This is a genomic window from Streptomyces sp. NPDC005820 (assembly GCF_040630255.1).
GTDB lineage: Bacteria > Actinomycetota > Actinomycetes > Streptomycetales > Streptomycetaceae > Streptomyces.
In genome coordinates this window covers 90,958-105,489 of record NZ_JBEXXE010000018.1, presented here as the reverse complement: position 1 = coordinate 105,489, position 14,532 = coordinate 90,958, and the positions used below count along the sequence as shown (strand labels likewise).

8 protein-coding genes are annotated in these 14,532 nt (G+C 68.7%); all 8 read right to left on the bottom strand.

Annotated elements, in window-relative coordinates; all coding sequences use genetic code 11:
• Positions 1 to 56: 56 nt before the first annotated feature.
• Positions 57 to 1,556, bottom strand: coding sequence for a bifunctional cytidylyltransferase/SDR family oxidoreductase (locus tag ABZ464_RS22875; protein ID WP_359279473.1), 1,500 nt, complete (start codon positions 1,554 to 1,556; stop codon positions 57 to 59).
• A 225-nt stretch (positions 1,557 to 1,781) separates the two neighbouring features.
• On the bottom strand, positions 1,782 to 3,014 hold the full coding sequence (locus tag ABZ464_RS22870) for a hypothetical protein (RefSeq protein ID WP_359279472.1): 1,233 nt from the start codon (positions 3,012 to 3,014) through the stop codon (positions 1,782 to 1,784).
• A gap of 87 nt (positions 3,015 to 3,101) precedes the next feature.
• Positions 3,102 to 4,640: an alkaline phosphatase D family protein gene (locus tag ABZ464_RS22865; protein WP_359279471.1), complete on the bottom strand. Its 1,539-nt coding sequence runs from the start codon at positions 4,638 to 4,640 to the stop codon at positions 3,102 to 3,104.
• 172 nt (positions 4,641 to 4,812) lie between these two features.
• Complete coding sequence (obgE, locus tag ABZ464_RS22860) at positions 4,813 to 6,249, bottom strand: GTPase ObgE (protein WP_359279550.1); 1,437 nt, start codon at positions 6,247 to 6,249, stop codon at positions 4,813 to 4,815.
• 124 nt (positions 6,250 to 6,373) lie between these two features.
• On the bottom strand, positions 6,374 to 6,628 hold the full coding sequence (rpmA, locus tag ABZ464_RS22855) for a 50S ribosomal protein L27 (protein ID WP_003990207.1): 255 nt from the start codon (positions 6,626 to 6,628) through the stop codon (positions 6,374 to 6,376).
• Between the two features lie 13 nt (positions 6,629 to 6,641).
• Complete coding sequence (rplU, locus tag ABZ464_RS22850) at positions 6,642 to 6,962, bottom strand: 50S ribosomal protein L21 (RefSeq protein WP_359279470.1); 321 nt, start codon at positions 6,960 to 6,962, stop codon at positions 6,642 to 6,644.
• 223 nt (positions 6,963 to 7,185) lie between these two features.
• Positions 7,186 to 7,659 (bottom strand): hypothetical protein, encoded by a 474-nt coding sequence (locus tag ABZ464_RS22845; RefSeq protein WP_359279469.1) that lies wholly within the window; start codon positions 7,657 to 7,659, stop codon positions 7,186 to 7,188.
• Positions 7,660 to 7,666: 7 nt separating this feature from the next.
• The gene (locus tag ABZ464_RS22840) at positions 7,667 to 14,527 is read right to left on the bottom strand and encodes an RHS repeat-associated core domain-containing protein (RefSeq protein WP_359279468.1); all 6,861 of its coding nucleotides are present in this window, start codon (positions 14,525 to 14,527) and stop codon (positions 7,667 to 7,669) included.
• Positions 14,528 to 14,532: the final 5 nt, after the last annotated feature.

Genomic DNA, 14,532 nt, shown 5'->3' with positions numbered 1-14,532 from the left:
TTCTCCGTAAACAGGGAGCCACAGAGGCCTGAAATTCGATGGCTATTTGCGGTTGATTATGCCACGCCGTCCTGTCGGTCGAGCACCGAGGCCAGGGCCTGCTCGAAGCCGGAGGCCTTGCCCGCGGGGGCCGTGGGGTCCTGCTGGCGGACGTCGATGACGTGCCCGGTGAGCTCGGAGAGGAGGACGTCGAGCGAGGTGCGGGCGACGGCCTCGGAGGAGAGCAGGCTGCCCGCCGGCTCCTGCCCGAAGGCCTTGGTGCGCATGGGGGTCGCCGTGCGCTCCGGGTTCACGCAGTTCACCCGGATGCCGTCGCCGGCCCACTCGTCGGACAGGGCCTGGGTGAGGTTCACCATGGCGGCCTTGGTGGAGGAGTAGAGGCTGTACTCGGCGCGGCCGCGGGTGTAGCTGCTGGAGGTGTACAGCAGCAGCTGGCCCTTGGTCTCGGCGAGGTACTTGTAGGCCGAACGGGCGATCTGCACCGGCGCCAGGTAGTTCACCTTCAGCGCTTCCTCGATGGTCGCGTTGTCGGTCTCGGCCAGCTTGCCGATGCGCAGCACCCCGGCGGTGTTGACGACGTGGTCGATGCGCCCGGTCTCGCTGTAGGCCTTGGACAGGGCGTCGTCGACCTCCTCCGGGTTCTCGACGTGCGTGCCGGTGGTGGAGCGGCCGAGGGCGTACACGGTGGCGCCGTAGGACTCGGCGAGCTCGGCGATGTCCTTGCCGATGCCGTAGGAGCCGCCGAAGACGACGACGGTCTTGCCGGTCAGCAGCTCGCGGTAGACCTCCTCGCCGTACGGCTCGGGGGTGGCGGTGGAGGCCAGCTGGAACAGCTTGTCGGCGATGAAGACGTCGACCGGCTGAGTGACCTTCATGTTGTACTCGTCGCCCGCGACGACGTGGATCGGCACGTCCGGCAGGTACCTGAGGACCACCGTGCAGTCGTCCGTGGCCTGGAAGTTGGGGTCGCCGGCCGCCACCTCGTAGGCCCGCTTGATGGTGGACAGCTTGAAGGCCTGCGGGGTCTGGCCGCGGCGCAGCCGGGAGCGGTCCGGGATCTCGGTGATGAACTCGCCGTCCTCGCCGTGCGTCCGGGTGACGATGATGGTGTCGGCGGACGGGATGGCGACGTCGACGGCCTGGTAGCGCTCCAGGGCGGCCACGCAGTCGTCGATGACGCGCTGGGAGAGCAGGGGGCGTACGGCGTCGTGGAAGAGGACGTTGAGGTCCTCGCCCTCGGCCAGGCCCTCGCCCAGGGCGGTGATGGCCCGTTCGGTGGTCTCGTTGCGGGTGGTGCCGCCCTCGATGATCCTGGAGACCTTCTTGAACCCGGCCTTGGCGACGATCTTCTCGATGTCGGCCACATAGCCCGGCGCCATCAGCACGATGACGTCGTCGACGGAGTCGGCCTTCTCGAAGGTGGTCAGCGTGTGCTCGATGACGGCCTTGCCTGCGATCTTCAGCAGCTGCTTTGGGATCGACAGACCCACGCGCTGGCCGGTGCCACCGGCCAGGATCACTGCGGTCGTACGGGGCTTGGCTATGTGCTGGGACACCAGAGACCTACCTTGGGGCGACAGGGAACGGGGAAATGGTCCCACTTGCGGTTACCGCGATGCAAGGTGAGCGCCCTTCGCTGCATATGTGCGCGCCACCCGCCATTCACCTTGAACCGCTGGTGATTGGTAAGACGTGTACGGGACCCATGGGATGCTCCCTGGAAATCCTGTGAGTAACTCCACAGGAGCTGAGTGATACCTGAGAGTAACGGTGAACGATGGTCAGCGACGGCGCAGCCGCTTGAGGCAGCGATGCCCGAGGACTCTCACCAGTTCCTTGGACGAGGTCTGGTGCACCCCGCGCGCGGCGGGCCGGCCCGACCCGTCCTCGGCGACCGCGGCGAGCGCCCCGTACAGGGCCTGAGCGGCCACCTCGGGGGCCATCCGGGGATCCTCTCCGCCGTCGGGGGCGGCCGGTTTCGGCACGGCGGACAGCAGCTTCGGATCGCCGAGGACGCGTACGCCCATTGCGGTGATGCGTTCGGCCATCTCGGCGCCGATCCCTGCCGCCGCCTCCACCGCCCACTCCGGGGTGGAGATCTTCACGTCCCGTGACGTCGGGCTGCACGCGTTCTTCATATGCATCACCGCGCCGTTGCGGATAAGTTTCGAATAAAGCTCGTCCGGCAGCCCATTGCCCCGGAATTCTTTATTGAGATTCCGCAGCATTTCGGTCTCGGCGAGGGTGAGCGAGCGATTCGCGGTGTCCGCGACCGGCTGCAGCAGTTTGTCCGGAAGACCCAGCAGCGCCTCGAAGGTGCGCATGAGCCCCTCGCGGTCCCGGTCGTCCACCACGACGACGGTGACCCGGTCGGCGCCGACCACCCGCACCCACCGCTCGACGAGCCGGTCGTGCCGGTGCCGCCGCCAGAAACTCGGGTTGGGCTTCTCGTAGGGGGCCTTGCGGAGCATGTGCTCCAGCCACTCCTCGTAGCCCATGCGCAGCCCGTTCTGCACGTACTGCTGCCACTGCGAGGGCATGATCTTCGCCAGCGGCCGCAGGGTGACCAGGACGTGCACGCGCTCGCCGCCGAGCTGCTCGACGACCCGCTCGACGGTGGCGTCGTCGGGGGCGTCGGCGAAGAACTCGCTGCTGATCACGGAGGTCTTCCGGCCGCCGGCCGCCACCTGCTCCACGAGCTGCTGCCAGTGCCGCTCGGTGGGCGTGGTGTCGCCGATCATCCCACCGCGGGAGCAGGCCGCGAGCACGGCCTGCATGGGGTGCCTGCTCAGGGCCGGAAACACGACGCCGTACGCCGGCATCGTCTCCTTGGCCCCGAAGAGGGCGCCCTGGATCGAGGTGGTCCCGGTTTTATGGGGGCCGATGTGCAGCAGCCGGGTGCCGGCGGGCAGCGGTACCGGTCGCGCGGTCGGCCGGGTCCGTTGCGCGGGCATGGCCGCGAGTTCCGCGCGCTCGTTCACCGGGGCGTCGTCTCTCGTACAGTCCGTCTCCATGGTCAAGGGACGGTAAGAGGTGTTCCTGAGAGTGCACTGAGAGGAGCCTGGGGCACAGATGAGCCTCAGGCTCCGGTCACACAGTTTTCACACCTTGCGGACGCCGCGCCTGCCGTCCGTGACCCTGAGTGCGGCCAGGGTGCGGGCGGTCGCCTTCGTCTTCAGGACGGTGTCCACGACGCGTACCCGTGCGTCGACGGCGTCCGGGCGGATGTCGAAGAGGTGGTAGCCGCGGTGGGCGTCGATCAGCTTCCAGTGCGGGTTGTCGGCCTTCAGCGGGTCCCACTGGGCGCGGAAGGCGGCCTGGTCCTGGTCGCCGTTGCTGGAGATCGACGTCCCGACGAACTCGGCGCCGACGACCGCCGAGGACGGGTCGGCGAAGTCCCGCTTCAGGTCGCTGATCATGGTGAGGTGCCGGTCGCCGCTGAGCACCACCGGATTGCGGACGGAGGCCAACTCCCCCAGCAGCGTGTTGCGTTCGGCCTGGTAGCCGTCCCAGGCGTCGTAGTACCAGAGCTTGCCGGGGCCGGCCAGCAGATCGGTCTCGGCCATCATGATCTGTGAGGCGATCAGGTTCCAGCGGGTGTCGGAGCTGCGCAGCCCGTTGACCAGCCACCGCTTCTGCTCGGCGCCCAGCATGGTGAGCTCCGGGTCCTGGGCGCCCTCCTGGCCGATCGCCTGGTCGCTGCGGAACTGCCGGGTGTCCAGCACGTTGAGCCGGGCGAGGCGGCCGAACCTGAGGGCGCGGTACATCCGGATGTGCGGGCCGTTCGGCACCGCCGTGGCCCGTACCGGCATGTGCTCGTAGTACGCCTGGTAGGCGGCCGTCAGCCGGGCCGTGAAGGCGTCGTGGGACTGCTTGTCGGGGTCCTGCGGGACCTCCCCGGCGAAGTCGTTGTCCACCTCGTGGTCGTCGAAGGTGACCACCCAGGGGGCGCGGGCGTGCATCCGCTTCAGATCGGGGTCGCTGCGGTACTGGGCGTACCGGTTGCGGTACTGGGTGAGCGTGTACGGCTCACCGCTCCCCTCGTGCCGGCGCACGGCCGTCGCGGAAGGCCCCGACTCGTAGATGTAGTCGCCGACGAAGAGGACGACGTCGGGGTCCTGGGCGGCCATGTCGGCGTACGGGGTGAAGTAGCCGTGCTGCCAGTTCTGGCAGGAGGCGAGCGCGATGCGCAGCGAGCCGCCCGAGGCGAGCGGCTGGGGCGCGGTACGGGTGCGGCCGACCGGGGAGATCCGGCCGCCGGCCCGGAAGCGGTACCAGTAGTCGCGGCCCGGCTTCAGGCCTCGTACATCCACATGAACACTGTGCCCGTACGCGGGCCGGGCGATGGCGGTGCCCCGGCGCACGGAGGAGGCGAACCGGGAGTCGGGCGAGATCTCCCACTGCACGGCGACGTCCTGCTGCGGCATCCCGCCGCCGCCCAGCGGGTCGGGGGCGAGGCGGGTCCAGAGCACGATCCCGTCGGGCAGCGGATCGCCGGAGGCCACGCCGAGGCTGAACACGTTCTCGGGCAGGGTGCTCGCGGCGGCGTGCGCGGTGGCGGGCAGCCAGAGCTGGGCGGAGGCGGCGGCGCCGAGTACGGCGGCGCCGGCGGTGAGGAGACGACGGCGGTCCGGGGACATGGGGGGGGAACTCCCTTGCGTCGCTGGCGTCTTGACGCAAGGAAAGGTGGCATGGACAGCCGGTCGGCCCGCTGAACGCGGAACCGCGCATACATGACAAGGAGACGGACAACGAACGGGGCACGAGAAGGACCCGTTGCGGACGCACCGCAACGGGTCGGAGACGCGTGCCTCAGAAGGGCTCGAAGCCCTCGAACTCCTGGGTGGCCTCGTCGCGTTCGGCCTGGCGGTCACGGCGGCGCTGGGCGGCCGGACGGGGCTCGTCGAGGCGGTGGTCCTCACCGCGCCGGCCCAGCATCTCCGCGCCGGCCATGACGGTCGGCTCCCAGTCGAAGACGACCGCGTTGTCCTCGGGACCGATCGCCACCCCGTCACCCGCCCGGGCGCCGGCCTTCATCAACTCCTCCTCCACACCGAGGCGGTTGAGGCGGTCGGCGAGGTAGCCCACGGCCTCGTCGTTGTTGAAGTCGGTCTGCCGCACCCAACGTTCGGGCTTCTCGCCGCGGACGCGGTAGAGGCCGTCCTCCTCCAGCGTGACGGTGAAGCCGGCGTCGTCCACGGCCTTGGGCCGGATGACGATCCGCGTCGCCTCCTCCTTCGGCTTGGCGGCACGCGCCCGCCCGACCAGCTCGGCCAGCGCGAACGACAGCTCCTTGAGCCCCATGTGGGCGACGGCGGACACCTCGAGGACGCGGTACCCGCGCGCCTCCAGGTCCGGCCGCACCAGGTCGGCCAGGTCCTTGCCGTCCGGTACGTCGATCTTGTTCAGGACGACGATCCGCGGACGGTTGCCGAGCCCGCCGTACTGCCGCAGCTCCTCCTCGATGATGTCGAGGTCGGAGACCGGGTCGCGGTCGGACTCCAGGGTGGCGGTGTCCAGGACGTGCACCAGCACACTGCACCGCTCCACGTGCCGCAGGAACTCCAGGCCGAGGCCCTTGCCCTGACTGGCGCCCGGGATGAGACCCGGCACGTCGGCGATGGTGTAGACGGTGGAGCCCGCGGTCACCACACCAAGGTTCGGCACCAGGGTGGTGAACGGGTAGTCGGCGATCTTCGGCTTGGCGGCGGAGAGCACGGAGATCAGCGAGGACTTGCCCGCGCTCGGGTAGCCCACCAGGGCCACGTCGGCGACGGTCTTCAGCTCCAGGACGACGTCCTGCAGATCGCCGGGCTCACCGAGCAGCGCGAAACCGGGCGCCTTGCGGCGGGCCGAGGCGAGCGCCGCGTTGCCGAGACCGCCGCGGCCGCCCTGGGCGGCGACGAAGGAGGTGCCGTGGCCGACGAGGTCGGCGACGACGTTGCCCGCCTTGTCCAGCACGACGGTGCCGTCCGGCACCGGGAGGACGAGGTCCTGCCCGTCCTTGCCGGAGCGGTGGCCGCCCTCCCCCGGCTTGCCGTTGGTGGCCTTGCGGTGCGGGGAGTGGTGGTAGTCGAGGAGCGTGGTGATCGACTGGTCGACGGTGAGGATGACGTCGCCGCCGCGCCCGCCGTTGCCCCCGTCGGGGCCGCCGAGCGGCTTGAACTTCTCACGGTGGACGGAGGCACAGCCGTGACCTCCGTTACCCGCGGCGACATGCAGCTCGACGCGGTCCACGAAGGTGGTCATGGTGGGTGCCTCCAGCACTGCGAAAACGTACGGATGTGTCTTACTGCCTAACACGCGAAAGGCGGACCCGCCTTCCCACCAGGGAAGTGAGGTCCGCCTCGCGAAAAGCTTCCGATCAGCCGACTCAGGCGACCGGAACGATGTTCACGACCTTGCGGCCACGGTGGGTGCCGAACTGCACCGAACCGGCCTCGAGCGCGAACAGCGTGTCGTCGCCACCGCGGCCGACACCGGCGCCCGGGTGGAAGTGGGTGCCACGCTGGCGGACCAGGATCTCACCCGCGTTGACGACCTGACCGCCGAAGCGCTTCACGCCGAGCCGCTGGGCATTGGAGTCGCGACCGTTCCGGGTGGACGATGCGCCCTTCTTGTGTGCCATGTCTCCTCAGTCCTTACTTCGCAGCCGCGGGGATCGCGGTGACCTTGATCGCCGTGTACTGCTGGCGGTGGCCCTGACGACGGCGGTAGCCGGTCTTGTTCTTGTAGCGAAGGATATCGATCTTGACGCCCTTGTGGTGGTCCACGACCTCGGCCTGGACCTTGATGCCGGCCAGCACCCACGGGTCGCTGGTCACGGCGTCGCCGTCGACAACGAGCAGGGTCGAGAGCTCGACCGTGTCGCCAACCTGGGCGGTGGAAATCTTGTCAACCTCAACGATGTCGCCGACAGCAACCTTGTGCTGGCGACCACCGCTGCGCACGATGGCGTACACGCGGATCTCACTCTCTCGCTCGGGAACGGCACCCCCGCAGTCCAGCCACCCGGGAACAGTCACGGACGGCCTCTCCCTGTCCACCGGCGGACCGGTGTCCGGGAGGAAGAGGTTTACGGAGATGTGGCGCGTCTAGGGAACACGCCGAGGGTCAAGGCTACGGGGCCCGGCTTGAGGGGTCAAACCGGGCCCCGGTGTCACCTGGTGGGCGGATGGTGCCGGCCTAGCTGCGGGACTCCGTGAGGAACCTCCGGATGCTTCTCAGGGGCACCTCGATGGCAGGGCGATCCAGCGCCGCGCCCTCCAGGTGCACAAGAACCCGCACCTCGTCGCGGTCGGGAAACTCCGCCGCGAACGCCGAGACACACGATGCGAGAACGTCCTGGACGTAGTCCTCGATCTCGGCGTCATCGGGGTCGGTGACCGCCGCGTCCAGCGCTCTGGGAGCCGCAGCCAGGATGACGGGCGGCGCGCCGTCCTTCAGACGATTCGCCAGGACCTGCACCTCCCCCTTGCGAGGCACTCCCCCGTAGCGCTCATGAGCAAGGGGGCCGTTCAGGATCGCGGCGTCGCAGTCCCCTCCGGTTTCGGGCACCGAGCCCGTCCGGATGTCGACCCCGGGAATGCCCCCCAGGGCCGCCCGGCACGCCGCGGCGACGTCCTCCGTCCCCGAGGCGATCACGTAGTCCACCTTCATGACCACATCACCCGCAACTCATGCCGGGCATGATCTGGGGCCTGCTCAGCTTGGGGAGCACATCGTCCGTCACGGCGACACCGCCGTCGACGACGTCCGCCGTGTAGGCCATGCGAGCCGACTCGGGCAGGTCGGACAGGCTGACCTTCGTGCGGGTCATCGTGTAGGACCCCTCCTTCTTGAACGCCTTGTACGCCCGGCGGGCGTACTCCGCCGCACCCCTTTCGGTGAAGGAGAAGTACTTCACGCCCTGGGTGCTCCTGAAGGCCCGGCTCTTGTGGATGTCGTCGCGCTCCATGCCCTTGACCGCCCGCCAGAGGTAGATCTCGTCCGGTCCCAGGTCACCGCCGCGGTTGTGCACGAGCAGTGGTGACTGACCGGCGACCACATAGTAGGTGTGGATGCCCGCGACGGTGAGGTCGTGCGTGCGCTGCCGCTCCTCGAAGTGACGCACACCCACGAGGTCGACCGAGGCGCCCTCCGGCGTGCGCAGGGTCATGCCCGGCTTCAGGTCACCGGCGTCGACCCACTCTCCCTCGGACTCCGCCCAGAAGGGATGGGTGGTGGTGGACACCAGCTTCGCCGAGGTACCGGCTTCCGTGGTGACGGTGAGGTCGACGAAGTGCTTGTCGTCTTCCGTGACGATGGTGCCGACGACCTCCCGGACCGTCGTCTCATCCGTCTCCGGGTCGGTCACGACGACCTCGTCACCCAGCTTGACGTCCTCGATGGGGCGGCTGGTGCCGTCCGCGAGGAGAACCTTCGTACCGGGCAGGAAACTGTGGTTCTCGATCTCGCACGTCTTGTTCTTCTTGAGGGCCTGCGCCGCCTTCTTTTTCGCGGCGGCCAGCTTCTCCCCGGCCTTGGACAGACCGGTCCTCGCCTTGCCGAGCGCCTTGTTGGCCTTGAACAGGTCCTTGGCACCGCCGATGAGGTCGCCGACCAGGCCGGTCACCCGCTTGGCGAGCTTGATGCCCTTGGCCCAGTTCCACGGGGCGCCGTACTTGGCGAGGATCTTGCCCGCCAGACCGCCCGCGAAGCTGCCGGCGATGTTGAGCAGGGTCTCGCCACAGGCGCCGACGTCACCGCTGGAGATGCAGTCCAGGGCCGCGTCCACACCGAGGATGTCCCGGGCGATCTTGACCAGGGCCTTGCCGGCGGACTTGAGGCGCTGCTTGGCCGCGGACTGCTGCCCCTCGGCCGCCGACACGTTCCGGGAGGCGTTGTCGTACTCCGACTGTGCCTTCTCCTCCTGCGTCTGGTGGATGACCGGCAGGCCGCCCCGGCACTCGATCAGTCCCTCCCGGCATTCCGGGATGATCATGCCGCTGGGGTCGGCGTGGGTGACCGGGGAGTTGTTCGCGTAGGCGTAGCCGTTGATCTGCTGCGGCTGGGTGTAGTCGATGACCGGGTCGACGGATATGAACTTGCCGATGGCCGCGTCGTACTCCCGTGCCCCCAGGCGGGTCAGGCCGGTCGAGGCATCGATCGTGCCGCCGACGAAGCCCTTCTGACCGGGCCAGACACCGGTCTTCTCACCCCGTTCGACGCCAAAGGGGTCGAAGCGCCGCTGGGACACCGCGCCCGTGGCGCTGTCGATGGCGAGCTCACCGGTCTCGTGGTGATCGGACGCGACGAAGGACAGCTTGCCGGCGCTGCGGACCGCGACGGTCTGTTCGGCGAAGTCGTAGTAGCGCGTCGCCTCCTTCTTGGTGCCGTCGGCGGACAGCCGCAGCTCGGTTCCCGGCAGGTAGACAGTCGTGCCGGAGGGGTCCTTGCGCTGGATCCGTGCGCCGGTCGAGTCGTACAAGTAGCTCGTCTTCGAGCCGTTCGCCTCGGTGACGTCGGTCAGCGTCCCGGAGTCGCTCCACGCCAGCGACTGGGCGTCGCCACCGATGGTGCGCTTGGTGGTGTTGCCCGCGTCGTCGTACTCGTACGACGTCTGCTTGTTCCCGGTCGGGGTCTTCTCGGTGACCTTGGTGACCTGGTGCGGTCCGTCACCGAGGGCGCCCGCGCCGCCGTACTCGTAGTCGCGGGTGATGTTCTTCGCCGTGTTCAGGCCGGTGTCGTGGATGGTCTCCGCGGTCCGGTTGCCGAGGGCGTCGGTCTCGTACGACTTCCAGTACGGTGCCGGGCCGCCGAGCGCGCTCGTGCCGACCGCTGAGTCACACGCCTGCGGGCCGGTCCCGTCCAGCGGCGCCACTGAGCCACGGGTGCCGGAGCCGGCCGCGCTCGTCGCCGTGGCCCCAGGGGTCCAGGCGTCCGCGAGCCGCTGCCGGCTGTCGTAGGCGAAGCACTGCACGTCCGGAGACGCGGCGTTCGCCGTGTCCGCGATGGACAGGACGTTGCCCGCCTGGTCGTAGGAGTAGTTCGCCTCCTTGGCCGGAGCGGTCGCGCCGTAGACGTCGACCACCGAACGGGTCAGGCGGTCGGTGCCCTTCTCGTAGTCGAAGGTCTGCCAGACCTTCTTGCCGCTGCCCGCGTACAGCTCCAGCTGCTGGAGGTGGCTGTCCTGGGAGTAGACGGTGTTGGTGACGTACGAGGAGGTGCCCGTCATCGTCATGGGGCGCTGCAGCGCGTCGTACGTGTACGTCAGCGCCTCCGCCGGCAGGTCGCCGATGGCCGGCAGCCCTGAGGACTGGAGCGTGCCGTCACGGTTGTACGCCGAGGTGAAGGTGTACGTACCGGCCAGTGATCCCTGCGAGGCGGGCACCTGGTACGCGGTCTTCAACGGACGGTAGAACTCGTCCATGCTCTGGACGGCCACCGCGAAGTACTCCGTCGCGGAGACATAGCTCAGATGCCCGTAGGCCTGGCCCAGCCAACCCGCCTTGTCGTACTTCGTCTCCGTGAGCTTCGTTCCGGTGTCCGGGTCGCCCTGCCAGGTGGAGATGGCGCGGCCGAGCTTGTCGTAGACCGTGGAGATCTTCTTGTTGCGTCCGTCGTAGGTGACGATCGGACGGTCCAGTTCGTCGTAGTCCGTGATCGACGTACCCGAGTCCGGGTCGACGCTCTTGTGCTGACGGCCCAGTTGGTCGTACTCGTACCGCCACACGTTGCTCTTGGCATCGGTCACCGTCTCCAGCTGACCGTCCGCGGTGTACGTGTACCTGGTCGAGTCGTACGGCACTCCGGCGCCGGGGGCGGAGCCTCTGTAGTGCCGTATCTCGGAGACGTTCCCCTGTCCGTCGGTGACGGTCGTCGTGGGCACACCGCCGACCGGCGGGTCCACATGGGTCAGTTCGCCGTCGTATCCGGTCGTCGTGCGCCACTGCTCGACGCCGGAGACCGCGAAGATCTCGGCCGTGGTGCGGCCCAGGCCGTCGTACTCCAGCAGGCTCTGCGCGCCCGCCTCGCCGTTGTGCACGAGCAACAGCTCGTCCGAGGCGGCGCCCGCCGCGTTGTAGGTCGAATTCGTCTTCTTGACGTTGCCCGTGCCGTCGTACCAGGTGTCCGCGACCATGCGGGTGCCGTCGGCGCCCTCGGTCTGGATCTGGCGGGCCCTCAGGAGGCTGTCGTAGAGCTGGTACTCGGCGCCGTAGGAGCCGTCGTTCTCGATCTTCTCGGTCTTGATCGAGGTGACCTTGTCCTTGCGGACGTTGTACGAGTACTTGATGCTCGGCGTCTGGGTCGTGGTCCGGTCCGCCAGCCACACCGACGTGAGGCGGCCCATGGCGTCGTACGCGAGGTCCGTCCGCCTGCCGTTCGGGTCGGTCTGGCCCGACGACATGCCCCAGGCGGGGGCGTAGTCGGTGGTGGTCGCGTGGCCGAGGGCGTTGGTGACCTTCGTCTTCGTCAGCAGGCCGTTGGTCTCGGTGTAGACGGTGCTGGTCTGATCCGTCGTCCCGATCTGCTTGGCGTCCTGCTGGGACTTCGGACGTCCGAAGTCGTCGTAGGTCGTGACGCCCGTGACCTGGTACGTCGCCGTGGTCCCGTTGTGCGCCGTCAGCCGCTCGGTCCTGGTCGCGTCACCCTTGGTGGGCGCCGCGCCGAACGCGCCGCCGTCGTAGGAGGTGCGCTCGTCCGCGATGACCTGGGTCTTGCGGTCGGGCGTCGTCGCGCACTTCACGGACACCGACTCGCTGCGGGCGGGAAGCGACAGGATGTTCTTCGCCGTGTTGTCCGCGTAGGTGGTGCGGGTGCAGGTGTCGTCCTTGGTGGTGGAGACGTCGCCCTGGTCGTCGACAACGAGGACGCGGCCGGTGCCGTTCGAGGTGTCGTACGTCGTCGTGGACTTCGTCTCCAGCCAGGTGCCGTCGGACTTCAGGTTGAAGCCGCGGCCGACCTGGTCGTGCACGATCACCGCGCGGGTGGTGCCCCAGCTCCGGGTCTGGGTGGCCGAGTAGTGCTTCCACGGGGTGCTGATCGACTTGGAGATCAGCTTGGCGCCGTCGTAGGTGGCGACCTCCAGCTGGTGGCCGGTGAACTCCTCGTCGTCCGTGTACGACGCACCCGTGGAGTCCTTCACCGACACCGATCGCGTGTTGCCGTCGGCGTCCTTGTCCCCGTTCATGCCCTGCAGGAACGTGTAGTCGACCCGGGTCTTCTGGACGTCCGAGGTGCCGCTGGTGACCTTGACCTTGCCGTAGCCCTGCCAGCCGCCCCAGGTGAGGTACTTGTCGTCGGTGATGCCGTCCGGCTTCGCCTTACGCCAGGCCGCGTCGCCCTGGTAGTCGTAGCGGGTCACCATCGAGTCGCTGCCGCCGGTGCGGTCCGTCTCGATGACCGCCGACACGACGTACTTGTGGAACCAGTCCGTGATCGGGTCGACGTAGCCCGGCGGAGCCCACTTCACGGGGTAGCAGCGCTTGGTCGACTCGCCCGGCTTGGGGAGCGTGGCCTTGGTGCAGTCGGGGGCCGCGTACGTGACGTCGAGCTGGGCGCCCGTCTCGCTGAGGACCATGGACAGGCGGAAGCGGTAGAACGGGGCGATGTTGTCGCCGATCGCGTCGACGCGGTTGGCGAGCTGCTCGCCGAACAGGTCGACGGACGGCAGCTTGACCGCCGTGCCGGCGCGGCCCTCGTGCTCGATCTTCGACAGCCACAGCGTCTTGGAGTCGTCGCCGTTGTCCGTGAAGAGGTGGGTCAGCGTCCAGGCGTCCACGTCCTGGTAGGTCGTGGCGTCCTTGCGCATCTGCGTGACGACGGACGCCAGCCGCTTGGTGGTGAAGAACGTCGGCACGGGCGAGGTGCACTTCGTGCCGGACTTGCACTCCTGGTCGACCGGGACGTCCGGCCAGTGGGAGGCGTTGGCCTTGGTGCGCTTGCTCTCCGCGCAGTCGAAGTCGGCGGTGGTCAGGCAGCGTTCGGCGGTGTTGAAGACGATCCGGGCCGGGGCCTTCGCCGCGTAGGCCTGGCCGTCGCGCTGGCCGTAGTCGATGCGCTTGAGGTAGCCGCCGCGGTGGTACGCGGTGCCGTTGACGTCCGTCTTCCCGTTCAGCGCGTAGTAGTTGGTCTCGCGCTCGTAGAAGTAGGACATCACGTTGCCGTGCGTGTCCTTGACGTAGTCCAGCGACCAGCGCCACGCCTGCTGGCAGTACGCCGAGGTGAAGGTGGCGTTGTAGCAGGGCTCACCGGAGTCGTCGCCGAAGACGGGGGCGGTCCAGACCGAGTTGGTCTCCTCGTTGCCCGTCGCCCAGCCCGGCAGACGGTTCTTGCCGAAGTAGTACTCCGTACCGTCCGACGTGGTGATGCGCCAGTACTCACCGTCGTTGTCGCCGTTGGTGCCGTCGGTCAGCTTCTCGACCTTCGAGCCGTCGTCGGACGACATGTGCCACTCACCCGTGGTGTCGTCCTTGACCAGCTCACCCGAGGAACCGTTGAGCATGACCGTGGCGTTCTCGAACGCCCAGCACTGCTCGGCCGAACCGTCATGCCCGTCCTCCGAGCACGGCTTGTAACGGCGCTCGATGTAACCCGGGTCGTAGGAGAAACCCTCACCGATCCAGGAGCCCTGGTTGTTCGTCGCCGAGGTGCGGCCGTCCGCCGACTGGGAGGAGTAACCGAGGCCCACGGTCGGGGTCAGACCGCCGGGGGTCGGAACCGAACGGAAGGGGTAGTTCCAGTTGAACGCGCCGGAGGAGGTGGCAACGCTCCAACTGGCTGAGGGCGCAAGCGCCGTCGCCTTGTACGTGCCCTGCGCCGACGACGGGCCGGCCGCCACCGCGACCAGGGAGGTCGCCTCGGCCGCCATGGTCGAGACGCCCTCGGCAGAGGCCGGGGCGGCGGTCACATCCGCAGAGACCGTTCCCGTCTTCACGTCGTTGACCGTCGGCAGCACCTTCGGCTGCTCCGGGCACTCCTTGCTGCCGGGCACCGCCACGACGGCACACGCCGGGAGCTGCACCAGCCGCAGACGCGAACCGTAGGAACCTCCGAAGCCCTCCGCGAACTCCGAATAGTCCACCGTCAGACGGACCTTGCCCGTCTGCGCGGAACCGTCCGCCCGCTCGACACCCAGCAGCACGTCGGCGCCCAGCTTGCCGGCCCGCTTCGGATCGAGCACGTCGACCCGGACCTCGCCGGCCGCCTGCGCCGCCTTGACCTTGGCCTTCGCCTTGGTCACCCGCACCGGCAGACCGCCCGCCTCAGCAGTGGCGCCCAGCTTCAGCTCGGCGCCGCCCTGCTTCGGCCACACCGCCTTGTCCAGGCCCTTGACCGCCGCCTTGCGCGCCGGGTCGGAAGGGCGGGACTTCGCCTTGGCATCCCGCCCATCGGCGGGATCCCCGTCGTCCTGGACGCCGGGGCGGCTGGTGCGGCCCTTGTCGTCCGCGGCGAGCGGCACCGCCTGGACGGTGGACGCCGAGAGCGCCAGGGCCAGGCTCAGCACCGTCGTGCCGAGAATGCGTCTGGGTATTCGTCGGTTCAACGGCC